The sequence below is a fragment of the Burkholderia sp. AU17457 genome (assembly GCF_002223255.1).
GTDB classification, from domain to species: Bacteria; Pseudomonadota; Gammaproteobacteria; order Burkholderiales; family Burkholderiaceae; genus Burkholderia; species Burkholderia sola.
The window spans coordinates 171,408-193,139 of the sequence record NZ_NKFB01000005.1 but is presented as its reverse complement, the minus strand read 5'-3'; the positions used below and the strand labels follow the sequence as shown (position 1 = coordinate 193,139).

Annotated in this window: 20 protein-coding genes; 10 read left to right on the top strand and 10 right to left on the bottom strand. The window is 68.9% G+C overall.

Annotated elements, in window-relative coordinates; translation table 11 throughout:
• Positions 1-4 precede the first annotated feature (4 nt).
• The 3 genes from CFB49_RS18140 to CFB49_RS18130 all read right to left on the bottom strand — a co-directional run bounded on the left by CFB49_RS18140 (position 5) and on the right by CFB49_RS18130 (position 3,129).
• On the bottom strand, positions 5-1,846 hold the full coding sequence (locus CFB49_RS18140; protein ID WP_089435995.1) for an Hsp70 family protein: 1,842 nt from the start codon (positions 1,844-1,846) through the stop codon (positions 5-7).
• Positions 1,843-2,427, bottom strand: a complete 585-nt coding sequence (locus tag CFB49_RS18135; protein ID WP_069618910.1) for a DUF2760 domain-containing protein — start codon at positions 2,425-2,427, stop codon at positions 1,843-1,845. Before CFB49_RS18135 ends, CFB49_RS18140 begins: the two co-directional genes overlap by 4 nt.
• 261 nt (positions 2,428-2,688) lie before the next feature.
• Positions 2,689-3,129, bottom strand: a complete 441-nt coding sequence (locus CFB49_RS18130) for an Rrf2 family transcriptional regulator (RefSeq protein WP_089491951.1) — start codon at positions 3,127-3,129, stop codon at positions 2,689-2,691.
• A gap of 140 nt (positions 3,130-3,269) precedes the next feature.
• On the opposite strand from CFB49_RS18130, the gene CFB49_RS18125 reads away from it, so the two are divergent.
• From CFB49_RS18125 to CFB49_RS18105, 5 genes are all read left to right on the top strand, one after another.
• Positions 3,270-4,184 (top strand): NAD(P)/FAD-dependent oxidoreductase, encoded by a 915-nt coding sequence (locus CFB49_RS18125; RefSeq protein WP_089491950.1) that lies wholly within the window; start codon positions 3,270-3,272, stop codon positions 4,182-4,184.
• Between the two features lie 114 nt (positions 4,185-4,298).
• Positions 4,299-5,258, top strand: coding sequence for a LysR substrate-binding domain-containing protein (locus CFB49_RS18120; protein ID WP_373453187.1), 960 nt, complete (start codon positions 4,299-4,301; stop codon positions 5,256-5,258).
• 129 nt (positions 5,259-5,387) lie between these two features.
• Positions 5,388-6,518 (top strand): DSD1 family PLP-dependent enzyme, encoded by a 1,131-nt coding sequence (locus CFB49_RS18115; RefSeq protein ID WP_089491949.1) that lies wholly within the window; start codon positions 5,388-5,390, stop codon positions 6,516-6,518.
• A gap of 108 nt (positions 6,519-6,626) precedes the next feature.
• Positions 6,627-7,598 (top strand): ornithine cyclodeaminase family protein, encoded by a 972-nt coding sequence (locus tag CFB49_RS18110; RefSeq protein WP_089435991.1) that lies wholly within the window; start codon positions 6,627-6,629, stop codon positions 7,596-7,598.
• Positions 7,599-7,622: 24 nt separating this feature from the next.
• Positions 7,623-8,345: an HAD family hydrolase gene (locus tag CFB49_RS18105; protein WP_089491948.1), complete on the top strand. Its 723-nt coding sequence runs from the start codon at positions 7,623-7,625 to the stop codon at positions 8,343-8,345.
• A gap of 56 nt (positions 8,346-8,401) precedes the next feature.
• Here CFB49_RS18105 and CFB49_RS18100 read toward each other — a convergent pair whose 3' ends face one another.
• On the bottom strand, positions 8,402-9,019 hold the full coding sequence (locus CFB49_RS18100) for a glutathione S-transferase family protein (RefSeq protein WP_069618917.1): 618 nt from the start codon (positions 9,017-9,019) through the stop codon (positions 8,402-8,404).
• 95 nt (positions 9,020-9,114) lie between these two features.
• The gene (locus CFB49_RS18095) at positions 9,115-9,483 is read right to left on the bottom strand and encodes a hypothetical protein (protein ID WP_089491947.1); all 369 of its coding nucleotides are present in this window, start codon (positions 9,481-9,483) and stop codon (positions 9,115-9,117) included.
• Between the two features lie 80 nt (positions 9,484-9,563).
• On the opposite strand from CFB49_RS18095, the gene CFB49_RS18090 reads away from it, so the two are divergent.
• Both CFB49_RS18090 and CFB49_RS18085 read left to right on the top strand, forming a co-directional pair.
• Positions 9,564-10,031 carry a MarR family winged helix-turn-helix transcriptional regulator gene (locus tag CFB49_RS18090; RefSeq protein ID WP_089491946.1) on the top strand — a complete coding sequence of 156 codons (468 nt, stop codon included), beginning with the start codon at positions 9,564-9,566 and terminating at the stop codon, positions 10,029-10,031.
• 146 nt (positions 10,032-10,177) lie between these two features.
• Positions 10,178-10,939, top strand: coding sequence for an isocitrate lyase/PEP mutase family protein (locus CFB49_RS18085; RefSeq protein WP_089491945.1), 762 nt, complete (start codon positions 10,178-10,180; stop codon positions 10,937-10,939).
• Positions 10,940-11,124: 185 nt separating this feature from the next.
• On the opposite strand, the gene CFB49_RS18080 is transcribed toward CFB49_RS18085, so the two are convergent.
• Positions 11,125-12,024 (bottom strand): LysR family transcriptional regulator, encoded by a 900-nt coding sequence (locus CFB49_RS18080; protein ID WP_089491944.1) that lies wholly within the window; start codon positions 12,022-12,024, stop codon positions 11,125-11,127.
• A 105-nt stretch (positions 12,025-12,129) separates the two neighbouring features.
• Between CFB49_RS18080 and CFB49_RS18075 the strand changes: the two genes are divergently transcribed.
• Positions 12,130-12,999, top strand: a complete 870-nt coding sequence (locus CFB49_RS18075) for an aldo/keto reductase family oxidoreductase (RefSeq protein ID WP_089492774.1) — start codon at positions 12,130-12,132, stop codon at positions 12,997-12,999.
• A 46-nt stretch (positions 13,000-13,045) separates the two neighbouring features.
• Here CFB49_RS18075 and CFB49_RS18070 read toward each other — a convergent pair whose 3' ends face one another.
• On the bottom strand, positions 13,046-14,248 hold the full coding sequence (locus CFB49_RS18070) for an MFS transporter (RefSeq protein WP_089435987.1): 1,203 nt from the start codon (positions 14,246-14,248) through the stop codon (positions 13,046-13,048).
• 69 nt (positions 14,249-14,317) lie between these two features.
• Between CFB49_RS18070 and CFB49_RS18065 the strand changes: the two genes are divergently transcribed.
• On the top strand, positions 14,318-15,367 hold the full coding sequence (locus CFB49_RS18065; protein ID WP_089435986.1) for an AraC family transcriptional regulator: 1,050 nt from the start codon (positions 14,318-14,320) through the stop codon (positions 15,365-15,367).
• Between the two features lie 103 nt (positions 15,368-15,470).
• Here CFB49_RS18065 and CFB49_RS36370 read toward each other — a convergent pair whose 3' ends face one another.
• Positions 15,471-15,638 carry a hypothetical protein gene (locus CFB49_RS36370; protein WP_179234919.1) on the bottom strand — a complete coding sequence of 56 codons (168 nt, stop codon included), beginning with the start codon at positions 15,636-15,638 and terminating at the stop codon, positions 15,471-15,473.
• A gap of 85 nt (positions 15,639-15,723) precedes the next feature.
• The gene (locus CFB49_RS18060) at positions 15,724-17,640 is read right to left on the bottom strand and encodes a DUF3857 domain-containing transglutaminase family protein (RefSeq protein WP_089492773.1); all 1,917 of its coding nucleotides are present in this window, start codon (positions 17,638-17,640) and stop codon (positions 15,724-15,726) included.
• Between the two features lie 706 nt (positions 17,641-18,346).
• Here CFB49_RS18060 and CFB49_RS18050 point away from each other — a divergent pair.
• Positions 18,347-19,210: a crotonase/enoyl-CoA hydratase family protein gene (locus CFB49_RS18050; RefSeq protein ID WP_069618924.1), complete on the top strand. Its 864-nt coding sequence runs from the start codon at positions 18,347-18,349 to the stop codon at positions 19,208-19,210.
• 51 nt (positions 19,211-19,261) lie between these two features.
• Here CFB49_RS18050 and pdeR read toward each other — a convergent pair whose 3' ends face one another.
• Complete coding sequence (gene pdeR, locus CFB49_RS18045) at positions 19,262-21,265, bottom strand: cyclic di-GMP phosphodiesterase (RefSeq protein WP_089491943.1); 2,004 nt, start codon at positions 21,263-21,265, stop codon at positions 19,262-19,264.
• Positions 21,266-21,732 lie beyond the last annotated feature (467 nt).

The window sequence follows — 21,732 nt, the reverse complement described above, 5'->3', positions numbered from 1 at the left end:
GCGCTCAGGCGGCGCCGCGCACGTCGAACTCGACCTTCCAGCGCTCGTTCGTGCCGCTCGGGATCGCCTCGAGTTCGAGCGTGCCGGCTTCGGTCACGCGCGCATGCAGCTTAACCGGCACGACTTCGCCGACGGTGCGCCCTTCGGCGGGCAGCGTCGCCTGGATTTCCTCGAGTTCCTGCAGCTCTTCCGCCGACCAGTAGTCGAGCAGCGTGCCGACCTGATCCTGGCGGCGCACCGACGACCCGAAGAAGCGGAACTGCACCGGTTCGCCGACGACGAGGCCGAACTCCTGCGGCGGCAACGCCGCGTCCGAGCCTTCCTCCATCCCGAACGGCGCGACGCACAGCGCCTGCACCGGCGGCTCCAGCCCCGGCACCGCGGGCATCGCCGATTCGATCGCGACGTAGTACGCGCGCGCCGTGCCGCCGCGAATGCGCACGCCGCGGCCGCGCTTCACGTAGCCGTAGTACGCCGCGCCGCGCGCGACCGCGAGATCGAGATCCGCGCCTTCGAGCAGGCGCGCGGGCGGCGCGCCTTCGGCGGCGAGCCAGCCGTTGAGCGTGTCGAGCACGCGCTGCGTGAGCAGCGTCGACTTGAACACGCCGCCGTTGAACAGCACGGCGGTCGGATGCAGGAACGTCGCGCCTTGCGGCAGCGTGCGCTGCACGCCTTCGAGCGTGTCGAGCGCCGCGACCTGGCGGCCGAGAAACGCCGCCAGATGGCGCGTGATGCCGGCGTCCTGCGCATACGGCAGGCCGAGCTGCGTCAGGCCGACGCGCGCGCGGCTCACCGGGCGCGCGGCCGCATCGACTTGCGGGAAGAAGCCTTCGAGGATCGTCTGCGTCAGTTCCGCGCGCGTGAGTTCGGTGCGGATCGACCCGCCGATCAGCTTCGAGCCGCGGCTCGGCACGACGAGCGGCACCGCGTCGGTCGTCGGGTCGGACAGCAGCGTTTCCTTCGCCGAGCGGCACGCGTAGGTCAGCGCGCGCAGTTGCCACGGATCGGCCTGCGTGCCCTGCTGCGCGAGCTTGCGTGCGACCACGTGCGCGAGCGCGAGGTCCATGTTGTCGCCGCCGAGCAGGATGTGCTCGCCCACCGCCACGCGATGCAGTTCGAGATTGCCGTCGCGCTCGACCACCGCGATCAGCGACAGGTCGGTCGTGCCGCCGCCGACGTCGACGCACAGGATCAGGTCGCCGACCTGCACCTGCTTGCGCCAGCCGCCTTCGCTCTTCTGAATCCAGCTGTAGAGCGCCGCTTGCGGTTCCTCGAGCAGCGTCATCCGCGAATAGCCGGCGGCGCGCGCGGCCTCGGCCGTCAGTTCGCGCGCGGCCGGATCGAACGACGCGGGGATCGTGACCGTCACGTCCTGGTCGGCGAACGGCGCGTCCGGATGCGCGTGGTCCCATGCTTCGCGCAGGTGCGTGAGATAACGGATCGAGCTTTCCAGCGGCGACACGCGCGCCACTTCCGGCGGCGCATCGCTCGGCAGGATCGCCGCGCGACGATCGACGCCCGGGTGGCACAGCCAGCTCTTCGCGCTCGACACGAGGCGGATCGGCGTGCCGGCGCCGCGCGTGCGCGCCATCTCGCCGACCGCGAACGCGCGCGAGGCCGTCCACGGCAGCGTCAGGTCGCCCTGCGTCAGCTCGCTTTCATGCGGCAGGTAGAGGAACGACGGCAGCAGGTCGCGCGATTCCAGCGCGCCCGGTGCGGTCAGCTGCGCGATCGGCAGCACCTGCTGCACGATCTTTTCGCCGTCGCTCGTGCTGCTGTCGACGTACGACAGCGCGCAATGAGTCGTCCCGAGATCGATACCGATCGAATAGCGCGGATCGCTCACAGTTCCACCTCCGCCGGTGCGATGACCGATGCGTCGTGGCTACCCGTCAGCTTCGGCAGACGCACGTCGGAAACACGCCAGCCGCGATGGCTGACGGTGCCCGTGAACGGCGCGGAGCCGACCACGTTGCCCGTCACGCGCACGGCCGTCGCGTCGAAGCCGGCCGGCAACGTCACGCGGCTGCCTTCGGCTTCGTCGCGCACCGGCACGATCGTGAAGTGTTCGCGCAGCGCGGCGCGGCAGCCGTCGTGCACGAGGCGCGCGGCCGCGCCGATGTCGGCGTCCGCGTAGCCGGCGATGTCTTCCTCGACGAAATCGATGAAGCGCGCATCGCGTTGCAGCAGGCCGAGCAGTTGCAGCGCCGCCTGCGGGCTCGCTTCGCGCAGCTCGGGCGCCGGCGCCTTCACCGGCGCGGGTGCGACGGGCGCGGCAGCCGGCGTCGGGACCGGCGCGACCGGTGCCGGGGCGCCATCGCGCACGCGCAGCACGCCGGCCGCGAACTCGCGGTTGCCGAGCACGGAGAAGAACGTGCCGACGGCCAGCGACAGCCGGCCGAAGAAGGACAGGTTGGATTCGGGCATGGGGTCTGGACTCCTGTGGGCTCGCGGCAGGGCGAGCGTTTCTTGCCTGGGCGCCGGGTGGCGGCGTGCGGCATGCGCACTGCCGCCGCCCGGCGCGTGATTCGAACGCGCCCTCGCGGGTGCGGAAAACCCGTATTTTGCCCTGTGGCGGGCGAACCGGGCAGAAGTTGGGGGACAGAACGTGGCGGCGCGACGGTTTCGATCGTGCCGGCGCGCGCCGAAGCGTGCGTTATGTGCGTACTGCGGGCGTGCTGCGCTGCGTCAGCGAGGCTTGCGCAGCCGCGCCGCCTTCGCCTCGAAATCGTGCGACAGCATGCCGAGCGTGACTTCGCCGAAGCGCGCGAGCAGCGCTGCTTCGGCGTCCTTCAGCGCCGCCGACAGATGCGCGTTGACCGCCTGTTCGACCAGGCATTCGGGCGCGTCCTCGGACACCAGGTCGGAAAACAGCGGCGGCTCGCCCACCGCGCGATAGACGTCGAGCAGCGTGATGTCGTCGAGCGCGACGCTCAGCGCCCAGCCGCCGCCGTGCCCCTTTTCCGACTGCACGTAACCGAAATCGCGCAATCCGCCGAGCAGGCGCCGCACGACGACCGGATTCGTGCCCAGCATCGTCGCGATCGTCTCCGACGTCAGCGGGCCGTCGGCCTGGTCCATGTGGATCAGCGCATGCAGCATGCGCGACAAACGGCTGTCGGTTCTCACGGGCGGGATTCCCCTCTCTCGAAACTTCTGAAGTTGCATGAATGATACCATCGCCCTATCATGCAACCTCTCGTGTTTCATGAGTTGGCCGCCATCGGAGCACGTCTGTCCGTCATGGAGGTTCGGAAAGGAGGGGATGTATGAATACCCATCATGAAGTGATCGTGATCGGTGGCAGCTTTGCCGGGCTGTCGGCCGCGATGCAGCTGGCACGCGCACGCCGCCGCGTGCTCGTGATCGACGCCGGCCGGCCGCGCAACCGCTTTGCCCAGCATGCGCACGGCTTCTTCGGGCAGGACGGCAAGCCGCCTGCCCAGATCGTCGCCGAAGCGAGCGCGCAGCTTGCCGCATATCCGACCGTGCAGCGCATCGACGGCGACGCGCGCAGCGCAGAGCGCGACGCGAACGGACGCTTTCACGTGACGCTCGCCGACGGCAGCCGCGCGAGCGCCGACCGGCTGATTCTCGCGACCGGCATCCGCGACGAACTGCCCGCGCTGCCGGGGCTCGCCGAACGATGGGGCATCAGCGTGCTGCATTGTCCGTACTGCCACGGATATGAAGTGAGCGGCCAGCGGCTCGGCGTGCTCGCCACGCATCCGCTGTCGGTCCATCAGGCGATCCTGATTCCGGACTGGGGCCCGACGACGTGGTTCACGCAGCGCGTGGTCGAAGCGAACGAAGAGGAAGCCGCATTGCTCGCTGCCCGCGGCGTGCGGATCGAACGCTCGCCGGTCGTCGAGATTCTCGGCGACGCGCCGCGTATCGACGCGCTGCGGCTCGCCGACGGGCAGGTCGTGCCGATCGACGCGTTGTTCGTCGGCGCGCGCACCGGCATGGCGAGCGACCTCGCGCAGCAGCTCGGCTGCGCGTTCGACGAAGGGCCGCTCGGCGCCGCGATTCGCGTCGATGCGTGGAAGCGGACGAGCGTCGCGGGCGTATATGCGGCCGGCGATGCGTCGAGCCTGATGACCAATGCGACGTTCGCATCGGCATCGGGCGTGGCGGCTGGCGTGGGCGCACATCGATCGCTGATTTTCGGATTGGATGCGTAGGCGGGCGGGAAGCGGCGCGTCACATCGGGCGACGGCGCCGGGCGCGTTGCGGCCCGCCCTCATCGTGGCCGCCCCGCGCCACGTCGATGGCTTCGCCGCGCGATCTGCGGTTTAATGCTCGGCACCCTCCGCATTAAGAGCCATGAAATGCTCGACCTCGACGACCTTCGACTCGTCCGCGCGATCGGCACGTCGCGCTCGCTGGCCGCGGCAGCCCGGCTGCTCGACCTCACGCCGCCCGCGGTCACGATCCGCCTGCAACGGATGGAGGCGCGCCTGAACGCGCGGCTCGCCGTGCGGCAGCCGAAAGGCATTGCGCTGACCGACGAAGGGCAGCGGCTGTACCAGGAAGCCGTCGGCATTCTCGAGCGCGTCGAGGCGCTGCCGGTCAGCATCGCGGGCGACCACGGCGACGTGCAGGGCACGCTGCGCGTCGTCGCCCCGCTCGGCTTCGGCCGCAAGTACGTCGCGCGGATCGTGCGCGACGTGCAGCGTGCGCATCCGAAGCTCGAAATCTCGCTCCACCTGTCGGAAAGCCCGTTGACCAGCGCATCGGGGGCCGACGTGGTCGTCCATGTCGGCAGCCTCAGGTCGTCTTCGTGGATCGGCTATCCACTCGCGCCCAACGAGCGCTTCCTGTGTGCGAGCCCCGGCTACGCGCGCCGTCTCAAGGACCTGAACCATCCGTCCGACCTGACGCGCTACGACTGCCTGTGCCTGCGTGAGAACGACGAAGACATCCCGCGCTGGCGCTTCTCGCCCGGTCGCGGCGTCAAAGGCGAATCGCGGCGGGCTACCGTCATCCGCGTCACTGGCGCGCTGTCGTCCAACGATGGCACCGTCATCACCGAATGGGCGCTGGCCGGGCTCGGCATCGTCGAGCGTTCCGAGTGGGACGTCGCGCCGCTGCTCGCGAACGGCAAGCTCGTGCGGTTGCTGCCCGGCTGGAGCCTGCCGCCCGCACCGGTAACGGCGCTGTTGCCGTCGCGTACCGGCCGCTCCGCGCGGCAGCGGGTGTTTCTCGACGCCGCGCGGCAGTTTCTCGATCCACCGCCGTGGCGCGCCAACGCGTGAGCCGAGGCCACGCTCCGCGAGACTCGGCCGATTAAATTTCGCTTAATGACAGATTAGTTCCGCATTAAACACGCTGCGCGCCGACTGCCCTACAGTGTCCGCATCGGCAACCCCGCAATCGGACGCATCGTGGACCTTCACACCCTCAACACCCCGGCCGCCTTGATCGATGTCGGCCGCATGCAGCGCAACATCGCGCGCATGCAAGCGCATCTGGACGCGCTCGGCGTGCGGTTCCGGCCGCACGTCAAGACCACCAAATGCCGGCACGTCGTCGACGCGCAGATCGCGGCCGGCGCGCAGGGCATCACGGTATCGACGCTCAAGGAAGCCGAGCAGTTCTTCGCGGACGGGATCCACGACATCGTCTACGCGGTCGGCATGGTGCCCGCGAAGCTCGGCCAGGCGCTCGCGCTGCGCCGGCAAGGCTGCGACCTGAAGATCGTCGCCGACAGCCTGCCGGCCGCCCACGCGATCGCCGCCTTCGGGCGCGAGCACGGCGAACGTTTCGACGTGTGGATCGAAGTCGACGTCGACGGCCACCGCTCGGGCATCCCGCCCGAAGCCGAGCTGCTGATCGACGTCGGCCGCGCGCTGACCGACGGCGGCATGCTGCTCGGCGGCGTGCTCGCTCACGCGGGCTCCAGCTACGAATACGACACGCACGCAGCACTCGTCGCGATCGCCGAACAGGAACGCAGCCGCTCCGTGCGGGCCGCGGAGCGCCTCAGGGCCGCCGGGTTGCCCTGCCCGGTCGTGAGTATCGGGTCGACGCCCACCGCGCTGGCGGCGGAACGGCTCGACGGCGTGACCGAAGTGCGCGCCGGCGTGTACGTGATGTTCGACCTCGTGATGCACAACATCGGCGTGTGCGACCTCTCCGACATCGCGCTGTCGGTGCTGACCACCGTCATCGGCCATCAGGAAGAAAAAGGCTGGGCGATCGTCGACGCCGGCTGGATGGCGATGAGCCGCGACCGCGGCACGCAGCGGCAGGCGCGCGATTTCGGCTACGGACAGGTCTGTACCGACGCCGGCGACGTACTCGGCGGCTACCTGATGAGCGCCGCCAACCAGGAGCACGGGATCGTGTCGCGAGCAGGCACGCCGGATACGGACATCGCGCAGCGGTTTCCGATCGGCACGCGGCTGCGCATCCTGCCGAATCACGCGTGTGCGACCGGCGCGCAACATCCCGAATACCAGGCCGTCGGCGATGACGGCGCCGCGCAAATGTGGCCACGCTTCTACGGTTGGTGAGCGAGATCCCGCTTCCATCCTGCATCCTTTGCGCATTGACTATTTGTCCATATTTGGACAAACTTTAAACATCCGATTTCGTCTCGTGCCGACCAGGCGCCCTCGACCATGCCGACCGACGCCCGCCTCCTTCTCCTCGACCGCGATGCCATCGAGCCCGCCCTGCAGGCCGGGCAAGTGATGGCGGCTGTCCGCGAAGCCTTCGTGCTGCACAGTCAAAGGGCCGGACGCGTATTCCCGGTCGTGCGCGAGAAACTGCACACCGGCGGCGTGTTCGGCATCAAGTCAGGCGACGTCGCCGCTCAGGACTTGCTCGGCTTCAAGGCCGCCGGGTTCTGGCCCGGCAACCGGGCGCGCGGCGGCGAGCCGCATCAGGCCACCGTCGCATTGTTCGATCCGGCGACGGGCCGGCCGCTGTGCATCATGGACGGCAACGCGATCACCACCGCGCGAACCGGCGCCGCGGGCGGCCTCGGGCTGCAACAGTTCGCGCGCCGCGACAGCACGCGGCTCTGCGTGTTCGGCACTGGCGTGCAGGCGCGCGTGCAGCTCGACTACGCGCTCGCGCTGCTGCCGCGGCGATGCACGGTGCAGTACGTGACCGTCAGCGGCGAGCCGGACCCGGCGTTCGAATCGCGCTTCGCCGACCGGTGCACGATCGGCGTGGCGCGCGACCGCAACGACGCGGTCGCCCATAGCGACGTGGTGATCACCGCCACGCCGGGCGGCGGCGCGTTGTTCGACGCGGATGCCGTGCAACCCGGCACCCACCTGACGTGCGTGGGCGCCGATACCGCCGGCAAGCGCGAACTTCCGGCCGGCGTGCTGGCACGCGCGCGCATCGTCGTCGACGATCACGATCAGGCGCGCAGCATCGGCGAGTGCCAGTGGGCGCCGGATTTGCCGCGCACGGAAATCGGTGACATCCTCGCGGGTGCGGCATCGGTCAACCGTGCCGCGCACGAGATTACCGTCTTCGACATGACGGGGCTCGCGCTGCAGGACCTGACCGTCGCGCGCTTTCTGTATCGACACGCACTCGACAACGGCACCGGGGCCTCCGTTCCGTGGCCCTGGTAAAACGACTTCCCGCTTCCCACCGCCATGCGTCTCGCCAAAGTTTCCGCCCTCTCGTTCGACCTCGACGACACCCTGTGGCCGTTCGGGCCGTCCGTCGTACGGGCCGAGGCGACGCTTCGCGCATGGTTGATCGAACACGCGCCCAACACAGCAAGCGTGCTGCCGACGCAACAGGCACTCGCCGCGCTACGTGAGGAATACGAACGGTTGCACCCCGATCTCGCCAGCGACTATCGCGCGATGCGAATCGGGTCGATCCGGCTCGCGCTGGAACGCGCGAACGAAGATGTCTCGCTGACCGAGCGCGCTTACGACGTCTTCTATGCGGCGCGCAATCGCGTCGAGTTCTACGAAGACGCGCTGCCGGCGCTGGCGTGGTTGAGCGCGCGCTTTCCGTTGATCGCGGTCACCAACGGCAACGCCGATCTTCGGCTCACTGGCGGCGGCGAATTCTTCCGCACGACGCTCAGCGCGCGTGCATTCGGCTTCGCCAAGCCGGAACCCGAGATCTTCCACGCGGCGGCGGACGCACTCGGCGTGCGGCCGGCCGAATTGCTGCATGTCGGCGACGACTTCCATCTCGATATCGTCGGCGCGTTGAATGCGGGGCTTCAGGCCGCGTGGGTCGTGCGCGGGCCTCGGGCGGAGGAAGAACCGGCGCCGCAGCATGCGGTGACGCCGCATCTCAGGTTGCGCGATCTGGCGATGCTGTGCCGTGCGCTGGGTGCGCCCGATACGGTTTCGTGATCGTGGGGCGGGCGCGGCGCGTCACGCCGACGCCGCGCATGCCCCCCGTTTCGCTTTCACGCCGCCTTCCTCGCCTCCGCGATCCGCTGCGGCGCCTTCGGCCGCGCATACAGCCGTTCGAGATACGCGCGCAGTTGCGGAAACGGTTCGATCAAATGGCATTCGCTCGCCCAGTCGATCAGGTAGGCCGTCACGCAATCGGCGACCGTCAGCGTATCGCCGACGATGAACTCGCGCCCCTCGAGATGCGTGTCGAGAATCGCGGCCATCGTCGTGAAATCCTCGCGCGCCAGTTCGATATCGGCCGGCGAGCGCTTCTCCGGCGGATAGAGGAACGTGTGCCGCGTGATGCGCCACAGCGGCTGCTCGAGCTCCGTCACCGCGAACATGACCCACCGATAGGCTTGCGCCCGCAACGCCGGATCGACGGGCAGCAGCGCCTTCTCCGGGTACTTGTCCGCGAGATACAGCACGATCGCGGCCGATTCGGGAATCACGAGGTCGCCGTCCACCAGCACGGGCACCTTGCCGGCCGGATTGAGTCGCAGGAATTCGGGGCGCTTGTGCTCGCCCTCGAGCAGGTTGACCGACACGAATTCGAAATCCGCATCCAGTTCCTTCAGCCCCCACAGCGCGCGCTGCGAGCGCGTGCCGGCAAATCCGTAAAGCTTCATCGCCAGTCTCCATCCATGAATGTCGAGAAAATGTCTGCATGCCGGACACGACGGATCGAACGAAGCGACGCGCGTCGCCCGGCATCACGCGTCGCTCACGCGCCGGGAATCGCCAGCACCGGCATCACGTCGACCGATACGCCCGGGAACAGCATGAAATGCGGATGCCCCACGAACAGCGCGGCGGCCGCGTCGTGCGACGCCGCCCGCACGACGGTGAAGCCGGTCAGCGCATTGGTAGTGTCGCGGATCCCGGCTGCGTCGATGCGCTTGGTCTTGCCGAGCGGCCCGCCCAGCTCGACGATCGCGTCGCGATGCCGGTCGACCCACGCATGCCATGCGGCGATGCCGTCGCGCTCGCGCGTGCGCCGCTCGTCGTCCGGCAGCGCGAGCCATGCCTTCATCGCCGGGCTATCCTGGCTCCCGAGAAATACGGCGAGATACAACTGTTGTTGCGCACTCATGCCTTCTCCTCCGATGACGGCGCGGCAGGCTGCCGCGCCTCGACCTTGACAAGATAGGTTGATATCAACACAATTGCAACATGGCACGAAAAGAAAAGCTTCCCTTCGAAACGACGCTGATGGTGCGCGATTGCTGCCTGTGTTTGCACATGCAGCGCGCGGCGCGCAATCTCGCGCGCATCTTCGACGACGTACTGCGCCCGCTCGACCTCACCAACGGCCAGTTTTCGCTGCTGATGTCGTTGAACCGGCCGCAACCGGCCCCGATGAAATCGGTCGCGTCGCTGCTTGCGATGGACCGCACCACGCTCACGGCCGCGCTCAAGCCGCTCGAGCGGCGCGGCCTCGTCACGATCGTCCAGGATCCCGACGACGGACGCAGCCGCCTGCTCTCGCTGACGCCGGCCGGGCACGACCTGCTGGCCGAAGCGTTCCCGCTGTGGCAGCAGGCGCACGCCGAGATCGAGCGGCCGTTCGCGCCGGGCGAAGTCGACCAGTTGCGCTGCCAGTTGCGCGCGCTGTCGGTCGATCCGGGCTCGCGCGACTGAGGCGGCGCGCGGATCGCGCTGCGGTGCTCGCGCGCACTTCCTGTCACGCGCTGTCAGCAGACATTGCGCAAGCCGGTCGCACCGCCCGATTCGGTGGCAATATCGCTCGGCACGACAATCGGTCCGCTATCCATCGGGAGACGAACATGGGCAACAACGAGAAAGGCGCGATTTTCCGGTCACTTCACCGCGCGGGCCGGCCGCTCGCGCTGTTCAACGTGTGGGATGCCGGCAGTGCGCGCACCGCGGCCGACGCGGGCGCCGTCGCACTCGCCACCGGCAGTTGGTCGGTCGCGGCGGCCAACGGTTTCGCCGACGGCGAGCAGATGCCGCGCGCACTGATGATGGACGTGCTGGAGCGGATCGTGCGCGCGACGGACTTGCCCGTCACCGTCGATCTCGAAAGCGGCTACGGCGAGCGGCCGGAGGAAGTTGCCGAGACGATCGCGCTCAGCATCCAGGCCGGCGCGATCGGCTGCAATCTCGAAGACAGTTTTCCGACCACGGGCGAACTGCGCGACGTCGACGAAGCGGCGGCCCGCGTCGCGGCGGCCCGGCAGGCGGCCGATCGCGCGGGCGCCGATTACTTCATCAACGCACGCACCGACGTGTTCTTCACGGCGGCAGCCGATACGCACGACGAACGCTTGCTCGACGCGACGCTGGCGCGCGCCCGCGCGTATGCGGCCGCCGGCGCCGACGGCCTGTTCGTGCCGGGCCTGCGCGCGCCGGCGCTGATTCGCGCACTGACGGCCGCGTCGCCGCTGCCGGTGAACGTGATGCGCGTGTCGGAAACACCGACGATTGCGGAACTCGCCGATTACGGCGTGGCCCGCATCAGCCACGGGCCGTATCCGTATCTGCAGGCGATGAAAGCGTTGGCGGCGCTGGTCAAGCAAGGCGGGTAACGGATTCGCGGGGCGGGCGCCCTGCCGCGCATCACACGACGACATTCCGTGTGATCGGCGCCCGCCTCCGCGCTTCGGTTGTCCCGCGCTTGCCGCGCGTGGGCCTCGCGCGCGGGTCGGCCGCACGAGCGACGACGGCGCGTGGCAGCTACTCGACGCGCATGCCCCGGCGCGCCGCCCCATGGTCAGGGTCTCTTGATGAAATCGATGAACGCGCGTAGCGCAGGCGGCACCAGACGTCGCCCGGGATAATACAAAAAGGGGCCAGAGAACGGCCGCCACCACGATTCGAGCACGGGTTCGAGCGCGCCGCTCTCGAAATGCGGACGCACCCAGTCTTCGAACAGATGCAGGATGCCCGTACCGGCGATCGCCGCATCGACCATCAGCTCCGTCGCGCCGCCGATCTGGACCAGCAGCGGCCCGGCGGCCGGCTCGACCCGCACGACCTCGCCGTCGCGCTCGAACTCCCACGGCGGCATCGCGCCACTTGCGAAACGCCCGCGCAGGCACCGATGGTCGAGCAGGTCGCGCGGATGTTGCAGCCGGCCATGCCGGTCGAGATAGCCGGGCGCCGCCGCGGTCGCGAACCGCTGGATGCGCGGGCCGATCGGCACCGCGATCATGTCCTGTTCGAGCCGTTCGTCGTAGCGAATGCCCGCGTCGCATCCGGCCGCCAGCACGTCGACGAAACTTTCGTCGGCCGTCACTTCCAGCCGGATGTCCGGATACGCATCGAGAAAGCGCGGCACGATCGCCGGCAACACGAGCCGCGATGCGCTGACCGGTACGTTGAGCTTCAGCGTGCCGGCCGGTCGGCCCCGGAATTCGTCGATGCCGTCGAGCGCCGCCGCCACTTCGGTCAGGGCGGGCCCCAGACGTGCGAGCAGGCGCTCGCCGGCCTCGGTGGGCACGACGCTGCGCGTCGTACGGTGCAGCAGCCGCACGCCGAGCCGCGCTTCCAGCCGGCGCACGGCCTCGCTCAGCCCCGACGCGCTGAGGCCCGTCATGCGTGCGGCGTCGCGGAAGCCGCTCGCACGTGCGACGGCCATGAATGCGTTCAGATCGCCCAGGTCGGTTTGCATTGTTCGCCTTTTCGTACAACCCGTGCGAATTATGCCCGCTTATCGCGCAGACGCTCCGTCCTTATGCTGAACGCATTCACTCATCTCTTCGACAGGAGCAAGGTCATGCCCGATATTCGCCATACCGCCACCTTCAGGCTCGGCGATCGCCACGTCAAACGGATCGGCTACGGCGCGATGCAGCTGGCGGGCCCCGGTGTATTCGGCCCGCCGAAAGATCGCGAGGCCGCGTTGAACGTGTTGCGCGAAGCCGTCGAATCCGGCGTCGACCATCTCGACACCAGCGACTTCTACGGCCCGCATGTCACGAACCGGTTGATTCGCGACGCGTTGCATCCCTATCGCGAAGATCTCGTGATCGTCACCAAGATCGGCGCGCGGCGCGGCGACGACGCATCGTGGCTGCCCGCCTTCGCGCCCGACGAACTCGAACGGGCCGTGCACGACAACCTGCGCAACCTGGGGCTCGATGTGCTCGACGTCGTCAACCTTCGCATCATGTTCGACACGCACGGGCCGGCCGAAGGATCGATCGAAGCGCCGCTGACCACGCTCGCCGAGCTGCAGCGGCGCGGGCTCGTGCGGCACATCGGCCTGAGCAACGTCACGCCCGCGCAGGTCGCGCAAGGCCGGCGGATCTGCGACATCGTCTGCGTGCAGAACCACTACAACATCGCGCATCGCGGCGACGATGCGCTGATCGACGCGCTGGCCCGCGACGGCATCGCGTACGTGCCGTACTTTCCGCTCGGCGGCTTCTCGCCGCTGCAGTCGTCGACGCTGTCCGGCGTCGCGGCCCGGATCGGCGCGACGCCGATGCAGGTCGCGCTCGCGTGGCTGCTGCGCCGCGCGCCGAATCTTCTGCTGATTCCGGGCACGTCGTCGGTCGCGCATCTGCGCGAGAATCTCGCGGCGGCCGATCTCGATCTGCCGGCCGACGCGCTCGCGGAGCTCGACCGCATTGCGAGTGCCTGACTTGACGAGCGCGTGGCGGCCCGTGCAACCCAGGCCGCCAGGCCGGTCAGGACGCGACCACGCCGACCCGCTTCGGCACGCCGGTCACGATCGTCGCGACCGCCACCGCCAGCACGATCGCCGCGCCGACGAACACGCCCGCCGCGCCGTTCGCGTCGAACACGACGCCGCCGACGGCCGCGCCCGTCGCGATCGCAAGCTGGATCGCCGCGACGATTAACCCGCCCGCGCTCTCGGCCTCGTCGGGCACGGTGCGCGTGACCCACGTCGACCATGCGACCGGCACGCCGCCGAACGCCATCCCCCACAACGCGACCAGCACCGCGTCGATCATCGGCGCACGGCCGAGCACGACGAGCGCGATGCCGAGCACGACCATCAACGCGGGCATGCCGATCAACATCGGCCGCAGCCGGTGTTCGAGCACGCGGCCCGCGAGCGACGTGCCGACGAAGTTCGCGATGCCGTAGCCGAGCAGGATCGCGGACAGTCCGTTCACGCCGACGCCCGCCACTTGTTCGAGGAACGGCCGCAGATACGTGAAGAACGCGAAATGTCCGGTGAACACGAGGATCGTCGCGAACATCCCGAGGCCGACGGTCGGCCGGCGCAGCACGTCGATCAGCGTGCGCAGCCGCGTCGTGCCGCTCGGCGGCATCGACGGCAGCGTGAGGGTCTGCGACACGAACGCGATGCCGCCGAGCGCGGCCGCGATCAGGAACACGTTGCGCCAGCCGATCAGGTGACCGAAGTAGCTGCCCATCGGCGCGGACGCGATCGTCGCGACCGCCACGCCGCTGAAGATGATCGACAGCGCGCGCGGCACCATCGCCGTCGGCACGAGCCGCATCGCGGTGGCGGTCGCCATCGTCCAGAAACCGCCGAGCGCGATGCCGAGCACGACGCGGCCGAACAGCAGCATGCCCAGGTTCGGCGCGAACGCGACGGCGAGATTCGACGCGACGAGCAGCACCGAGAACACGAGCAGCACGCGCCGCCGGTCGATCGTGCGCGTGAGCGCCGAGATCAGCAGGCTCGTGACGAGCGCGACCGTGGCCGTCGCCGTGACGGCTTGCCCGGCCACGCCTTCGGTCACGCCGAGGCTGTCGGCCATCGGCGTCAGCAGGCTCGCCGGCAGGAATTCGGCCGTGACGAGTCCGAACACGCCGAGCGCCATCGCGAATACCGCGCCCCAGGCCGGTTCGCGGGGGGCCGCCGTCGAGGCGGCCGAGGAGATTCCGGGATTCATGCGGGTTCCGTGTCGGTTAGGGAAAATACTGATGAGGGGCTATCGTAAGGAACAGCGGCAGGACGGTCTATGACATACAATCCGTCGTTATTGATCGTTCGTCCGAATCTCGCTATGTCCGAGCCGCTGCTTCCCCCGATTCCCGACGCGCACGACCTCGTCAGCGAGCTGCTGCTGGGGATGCGCCTGAGCGGCGTCCAGTACCGCCGGATCCAGGTTGCGCGGCCGTTCGGGCTGAATTTCGGTCATGCGCCGGGCCGCGCGCAGTTTCATTTCGTGGTGCGCGGGCCCGTGCTGCTGCGCGACGCGTCGGGCGAGACGATGCGGCTCGAGGCCGGCGACGCGATCCTGTTGCCGCACGGCGGCATGCACGCGCTGGTATCCGATCCGGACGTGCCGTGCCGCGAGATCAACGGCTTCGAGATCGCGAAGATCTGCGATACGGTCGCGTCGGTGGCGTCGGCCGGCGTGTCGCCCGCGACCTGCGCGACGACGGAGCCGGGCGCCGGCGATGCGCTGATCTTCAGCGCGTGCATGGAGCTCGATCTCGGCGGCATGCAGCCGCTGGTCGGCACGATGCCCGCGTTCATGCACGTGGGCACGCTGCTCGCGCGCTACCCGGAGATCCGCCCGATGCTCGACGCGATGGAGCGCGAAGCGTGCACGGCGCGCGCGGGCTTCGCGGGCATCCTCGCGCGGCTCGCGGACGTGGTCGCCGCGTTCATCGTGCGCGGCTGGGTCGAATGCGGATGCGGCGACGCGACCGGCTGGGTGCAGGCGCTGCGCGAGCCGAAGCTCGGCCGCGCGATCGTCGCGCTGCATCGCGACCCGGGGCGCAACTGGAGCGTCGCGGAACTCGCGACCGAAGCGGGCGTGTCGCGCTCGGTGTTCGCCGAGCGCTTCCTCGCGGCGACCGGGATGACGCCCGTGCGCTACCTGACCGAGTTGCGGATGCGGCTCGCCGCGCAGTGGATCGCGCGCGAGGGCGAGACGATCGAAGCCGTGGCGTACCGGCTCGGCTACGGGTCGCTCGCGGCGTTCAGCCGCGCGTTCAAGCGCGTGGTCGGGCGGCCGCCGGGCGCGGTGCGCGCCAAAGGCGACACGCACGCCGGCGTGTGACGTGTCACGCTTCGCGCGCGGCGCGGGGCGGCACAGGGCAAAGCGAACGCGCGCCGAGTCACGCCGGCATCGCTCGATCCGGCGTCGCCCGAGACGATTGCGCTCAGCCGCCGGGCGCGTCGAGCTTGTCCACCAGCGCCGTCGCGCACTCCACGGCGAGCGCCGCGCACTGCTGCGCATCCACCGGCGCGCCGTTCGTCACCGCGCCTTGCACGATCCGGCCCAGCAATTCCTTCGACAGGTCGGCGATCTCGTGTTCCCGTTCCGTCATGGTCCTCTCCTGCACGTCGGCCGGCTTCGGCCTCTCGTGCGATCGCGCCGGGCGCGGCGTGCACCGCGTGCATCGCGCCCGACTTTCAACGTTGTCTTGCCCGCACGACGATCTGCGCCTGCGTGTCGCGTTCGATGCGTTCGAGCGACGCGCGCAGCGCCGTGAACTCGTCGGGCGTGCAGACCTGTCGGCCGAATTCGGCCTTCATCCTCCTCTCGACCTGCACGACCCGCGCGGCCGCGTCGAATACGTAATGCGACGTGAAGTCGACGAAGCGGTCGTGCACGGCCGTATCCACCGGCAGGTCGGTCACCGCGACGTCGGCCGGCAGCGCGATCTGGCCGGTCTCGTCGAACGTGCCGCCGACGCACGTCCACGGCTGCGTGCGCACGGGTTCGGCCAGCCAGCCCTCGACCTGCGTCGCGATGCCGCCCGTGAGGCTCGACAGCGCCGGCACGGCGGTCGTGCCGTCCGGCCACACGAAGTGATCGAGCGTGCCCGCATACGTCACGTCGAATGGCCCGTCCGTCGCGCGACGATCGCTCGTCGCGATCTGCGCGCGACCGCGCAGCCCGCTTTGCCGCAGGCGTTCGTTCGCGAGCTGCCGGATGCGGTCGGGCACCGCACGGCGAAACAGCGTGCGTTCGAGCTCGGCGGTCCAGCCGTCGTCCTCGACGAGCGCGTGAAACCGCGCGGCGCCCGGTTGCACGGCATCGATCGCCACACGCGCGGTGCGACGCTTCGACTGCGTGGCGGGCGTGCGCGACAGCACGCCGGTGTCGACGAGCAGCGCCGGCCGGTCCATCACGATCGGCGGCAGGTAGCCGAACGCGATGCCGGCCGTCGTGGTGTCCGCGTAGACGCCGAGATCGGGCAGCCACGTGATCGCGTGATTGATCGCGCCGCCGCCGTAACCGGGCACCGACGGCAGCGTGTACACGGAGCCGAGATTGATCAGCACCGGTTCGCTGCGGATGCCGACCGCCGCGAGCAACGCGCCGAACAGCGCGACGTGGTCCTTGCAGTCGCCGTAGCGGTTGCGCAGGATGTCCGTCACGCGGTGCGGCGCGGCGGCCGTCTCGCCGAGAAAGAGCGCGACGTAGCGCACGTTCGCCTGCACCCAGGCGTACAGGATGCGCGCCTTGTCGCGCGGACCGGCGGCGTCGGCGGTAAGCGCGCGTGCGAGCTGCACGACGGCCGGATCGTTCGCGCCGGGGTCGACGGCCGCATTGCGGTAGCGCGCGGCGAACGCCGCATAGTCGGGCAGCGTGGACACCACGAGCCGGTCGCCGTAGGTCGGATAGCCGACGGAGCCGTTCTCGATCCGGTCGTATGGGCCGTGCCGGTAGTCGAATTCGTAGCGCGTGCGGCCGTTCGCCGTCACCGGCGGCAGCGCGACGTAGCCGCGCGCGTCCGCGTGCAGCGGCATGTCGGCCGGCAGGTCGAAGATCAGCCGCTGGTTCTCCACCGGTTCGCGCGACGGTTCGACGTAGTAGCCGAAGTAACCGGCGTTGACCGGCTTCGTGCGCGACTTGCGGAACGCGATGCGCGTGCTCGACCCGGCCTCGACGCCCGGAAACACGACCGTGCGCAGCAGCCCGTCCTGGAACGTCGGCGCGCCGGCCGAGCGCGGCTCCTGGACGTCGCGAATGCCGTCCGGACCGACCGGATGCGCGACGCCGTCGCGATCGATCGTCTCGGCCGCGACCAGGTCGACCTTCTCCAGGTTCTTGTCGAACCACACGTAGCGCTGCGCGATCGCGTCGATGCCGTTCGCATCGTTCGCGCGCAGGGTCGAATCGTCGTCTTCGTCGAGCGAGCCGTCGTGCTGGATCACGAATACATGGACGTCGCTGACGAGCGTGACGGGCGCTGCGTCGGCCGCAGCGCGTGAGTCACCCATGTCGCGCATGTCGCGCGTATCGGCCACGGCCGTACCTGCGCCGAGCGCCACGACGCACGCGCACAGGCAGCCGGTCCATCGGGAAGGAAAACGCACCACGTCGAAGTTCTCCGCGCGTTCGTTGCCGGACGCCAGCGCCGCGCGCCGGTGCGGCAGCCGTGCCGGCATGATGCGCACATGACGGCCGCCCGCGCCACCCGCGCGCGTGGCCGTCGTGCGGCCCAGTGTGGGCGACGTGCCGGCGAGCGTCAAGCCGCGCCATCGGACGGAGACATCCTGCCGATCGACGACGCTTTCGAGATCGGTTGACCGCGTGATTGCGCTCGCGTGGCTGGGCGTGATCGGGTTCGGCATCCTGCCGACGGCGCGGCATCTCGATGCGGCGGCATCCGGAACCGATCGACACCGCGCAGCCATGCGCGCTGCGCGCTCCCCGACGCTAACGGCGAGACGAGGCGCCCCCACGTCGGTCGCCCGACCCACAACGGCCGAACTGCGCCCCGACGCCATTTTCGGCGCGTAAGCGACCGGCGATGCCGGCCGCGTCATCCCCCCGCGCCCGCTCCGCACCAGCCCCTCCTGTCCCGCCGACCTCGGCCCGTCGTTCGGCCGTCCGTCGTCCCCCACCGCTTCGCCCGAACGCGATCTCGCACGGTGTCCCGGTCGTGCGTTTTTCCCCGCAATTCGACATTTGTGCGCGCGCAACAATGGCGATGCCTCGCGCCAGGCGCCATGCAGGCACCCCGATTCCCGCATGGCGCCTGGCGCGGCGCGCTTCAAAAACCACATCTCACGAGGACATACCATGCAACTCCAATCTCATCCGGCATGCCGCCCGTTTTACGAAGCCGGCGAACTCTCGCAACTGACCGCCTTTTACGAAGAAGGCCGTAATGTCATGTGGATGATGCTGCGATCGGAGCCGCGGCCGTGTTTCAACCAGCAGCTCGTCACCGACATCATTCACCTCGCGCGCGTCGCACGCGACTCGGGCCTCACGTTCGACTTCTGGGTGACGGGCTCGCTCGTCCCCGAGCTGTTCAACGTCGGCGGCGACCTGAGCTTCTTCGTCGACGCGATCCGCAGCGGCCGGCGCGATCAACTGATGGCCTACGCGCGCTCGTGCATCGACGGCGTGTACGAGATCTACACCGGCTTCGGCACCGGCGCGATCTCGATCGCGATGGTCGAGGGCAGCGCGCTCGGCGGCGGCTTCGAGGCCGCGCTCGCGCATCACTACGTGCTCGCGCAGAAGGGCGTGAAACTCGGGTTCCCCGAGATCGCGTTCAACCTGTTCCCGGGCATGGGTGGCTATTCGCTGGTCGCGCGCAAGGCGAACCGCGGCCTCGCGGAATCGCTGATCGCGACCGGCGAAGCGCATGCGGCCGAGTGGTACGAAGACCAGGGGCTGATCGACGAGACGTTCGACGCGGGTGACGCGTATCTGGCGACGCGCACCTTCATCGACGTGGCGAAGCCGAAGCTGAACGGCATCCGTGCGATGCTGCGCGCCCGCGAACGCGTGTTCCAGCTGTCGCGCTCGGAGCTGATGGACATCACGGAAGCGTGGGTGCATGCGGCGTTCACGATCGAGCCGAAGGACCTCGCGTACATGGAACGCCTGGTGATGCTGCAGAACCGGCGCGTGTCGAAGCTGCGCACGGTGTAAATGCGACGGGCGCCGCCGACGGCCGGCGGCGCCTTTTTTCCGGAACGACGCTCAGGCGATCAGCCTGAGCTTTCTCGTCTCCGCGAGCCACGCCTCGAACGCCTGCGCCGGCATCGGCCGCGCGTAGTAGTAGCCCTGCGCGTGATCGACGTCGAGCTGCTTGAGGAATTCGGCTTCCGCATGCGTTTCGACGCCTTCGGCGACCACCGCGAAATTCAGCGCCTTCGCGAGCGACACGACCGAGTGCACCAGCGCTTGCGAGCGCGGGTTGCGGTCGATGGCCGTGATGAAGGTGCGATCGAGCTTGATCGCGTCGAGCGGCAGGCGCGACAACTGCGACAGCGACGAATAGCCGGTGCCGAAATCGTCGAGATGGATCTCCGCGCCGAGCTGGCGGAACTGCCGCATCAACCCGAGAGCCGCCTCCTCGTCCTCGATGAAGCAGCTCTCGGTCAACTCGATGTCGAGCAGGCCGGGCTTCAGCCCCGCGCCGTCGAGAATCGACGCGAACTGATGGACGATGTTCATGTCCTGCAACTGCCGCGCGGACACGTTCACCGCGATCCGGATGCCGAGCCCCTTCGCCTTCCACGCGGCGGCCTGTGCGGCCGCGGTGCGCATCACCCAGCGCCCGAGCGGCGCGATCAGCCCCGACTCTTCCGCGAAACGGATGAACTCGATCGGCGCGACGAGCCCGCGATCGGGCGACTGCCAGCGGATCAGCGCCTCGACGCCGTGCACGTCGCCCGTCGCGATATCGACGACCGGCTGGTAGTACAGCACGAACTGCTCTTCCTCGAGCGCCTTGCGCAAGTTCGTGTCGAGCCACATGTACTTCGCGACCTTCTGGTTCATCTCGAGCGAGAACACGCGGTACGTATGCTTGCCTTCCTCCTTCGCGACGTACATCGCGGTGTCTGCGCAGCGGATCAGCGTCTCGAGCGAATCGCCGTGCTGCGGGTACATCGCGATGCCGATCGAGCAGCTCGTGTAGACCTCCATCAGCCCGAGATGGATCGGCGTGCGCAGCCGTTCGAGGATGATCTGCGCGGTCGCTTCGAGCAGCGGGCGCGTGCCGTGTTCGAACAGCACGAGGAATTCGTCGCCGCCGAGCCGCGCGAGCGTCGCGCCGGACGGCAGGCAGCCGTTGATGATCGCCGACACGTCCTGCAGCAGGCGATCGCCGGTGATGTGCCCGTAGTGATCGTTGACGCGCTTGAAGTTGTCGAGATCGAGGAACAGGATGCCGACCTGGCCGCGCGTATTGGCGTCGTCCTGCGCGATCGCCGCGTGAATGCGCTCGCTGATCGCATGGCGGTTCGGCAACCCGGTGAGCACGTCGGTGTTCGCGAGCTCGGTGAGCCGCTGCTGCGCGTTGCGCTCCTCGGTGATGTCGATGCCCGAGCAGATCAGGAACTGCTCTTCGACGCCGCTGCCGCTCTGCACGAACTTGTTGCGAAACTGGAACAGGCGCGGCCCGTTGACCGTGTTGATGTAGCGCTCGACCGCGAACGACTTGTTGCTCGCGAAGAAGCCCGTGATGTTGGTGCGCGACTGCGCGCCCTGCTCCGGGCTCATGAACAGCTCGAACGCGCTGCGGCCGATCACGTCGACCTCGCGCTTGCCGGTCACTTCCTCGCACAGGCGGTTGAAGCGCTGCACCATCCCGTTGCGGTCGAGGATCACGACGAGGGAATTCACTTCCGACACGACCTGCTCGGCGAACGCGAGCCCGTGCGACAGGTCGCCGGCAACGGACTCGGTATCGGAATAGGCGGACGCCGTGCCGGCCCAGTCGACCGTATTGACCTTCTTGCCGACGAGATGGAGGCTGACCGTGCTGCCGAACAGCACGATGTCGAGCACGAGGTGCGACGTGACGCCGGTCAGCGCGCGGATGCGCGCGGCCTGTTCGACCGTCAGCGCGACCGCGACGTTGGTCAGGCCGCGGACCGCGGCCAGTTCGAGCGCATTGCTGTCGCTGCCGAGACGCCAGCAGGGGCTGCGCGTACCGACGTGCGCCTCGAGCACCGCGCTATCGTTTTCGTCATCCATGGACACGCCCCGATCCAAAAAAAACGCACAGTGTAGACGGAGGCGAGTAAGCCCACCGCCTTCCCGGGCCGCGCAGCGCACGTGCCCGGCAGGGCAGCCGTGATTGCCGTGACAGCGGCCTCGTCCCGTACTTGTTTGCAGCTGATGCGACCGGCGTTCGCGCGTGATGCGCGCAGGTTCTGCCTTACGAATGATGAGAGCCATCTTATCAAATGACAATGAAGAATGGCACTCACATTTAGAGAAGAGTGTCAAGGAATCGGGACTCGATTGGCAAGCCGGACTTTTCATGATTGGCCGCTTGCGCGTGCGCACGTGGCGCGGTGCGCATCGGGGGTGGCGTGCCGGGCCCCGGCGCCCCGCCGGGCAAGCGTTCGAGGCCGGTCCATCGATATGGGGCCTGATCTTGCGGGAGCCCGTGGCGGCAGGGTCGAATCGGACGCCGTAATTCGCAGTTTCCCGTGTTT

Bases quoted from the DNA above. Each gene is read 5' to 3' on its own strand.
- CFB49_RS18135 (WP_069618910.1), bottom strand. From the start codon at position 2,427: ATGCCCGAATCCAACCTGTCCTTCTTCGGCCGGCTGTCGCTGGCCGTC.
- CFB49_RS18125 (WP_089491950.1), top strand. From the start codon at position 3,270: ATGAATACCCATCATGAAGTGATCGTGATCGGTGGCAGCTTTGCCGGG.
- CFB49_RS18120 (WP_373453187.1), top strand. From the start codon at position 4,299: ATGCTCGGCACCCTCCGCATTAAGAGCCATGAAATGCTCGACCTCGAC.
- CFB49_RS18110 (WP_089435991.1), top strand. From the start codon at position 6,627: ATGCCGACCGACGCCCGCCTCCTTCTCCTCGACCGCGATGCCATCGAG.
- CFB49_RS18105 (WP_089491948.1), top strand. From the start codon at position 7,623: ATGCGTCTCGCCAAAGTTTCCGCCCTCTCGTTCGACCTCGACGACACC.
- CFB49_RS18100 (WP_069618917.1), bottom strand. From the start codon at position 9,019: ATGAAGCTTTACGGATTTGCCGGCACGCGCTCGCAGCGCGCGCTGTGG.
- CFB49_RS18095 (WP_089491947.1), bottom strand. From the start codon at position 9,483: ATGAGTGCGCAACAACAGTTGTATCTCGCCGTATTTCTCGGGAGCCAG.
- CFB49_RS18090 (WP_089491946.1), top strand. From the start codon at position 9,564: ATGGCACGAAAAGAAAAGCTTCCCTTCGAAACGACGCTGATGGTGCGC.
- CFB49_RS18085 (WP_089491945.1), top strand. From the start codon at position 10,178: ATGGGCAACAACGAGAAAGGCGCGATTTTCCGGTCACTTCACCGCGCG.
- CFB49_RS18080 (WP_089491944.1), bottom strand. From the start codon at position 12,024: ATGCAAACCGACCTGGGCGATCTGAACGCATTCATGGCCGTCGCACGT.
- CFB49_RS18075 (WP_089492774.1), top strand. From the start codon at position 12,130: ATGCCCGATATTCGCCATACCGCCACCTTCAGGCTCGGCGATCGCCAC.
- CFB49_RS18070 (WP_089435987.1), bottom strand. From the start codon at position 14,248: ATGAATCCCGGAATCTCCTCGGCCGCCTCGACGGCGGCCCCCCGCGAA.
- CFB49_RS18065 (WP_089435986.1), top strand. From the start codon at position 14,318: ATGACATACAATCCGTCGTTATTGATCGTTCGTCCGAATCTCGCTATG.
- CFB49_RS36370 (WP_179234919.1), bottom strand. From the start codon at position 15,638: ATGACGGAACGGGAACACGAGATCGCCGACCTGTCGAAGGAATTGCTG.
- CFB49_RS18050 (WP_069618924.1), top strand. From the start codon at position 18,347: ATGCAACTCCAATCTCATCCGGCATGCCGCCCGTTTTACGAAGCCGGC.
- pdeR (WP_089491943.1), bottom strand. From the start codon at position 21,265: ATGGATGACGAAAACGATAGCGCGGTGCTCGAGGCGCACGTCGGTACG.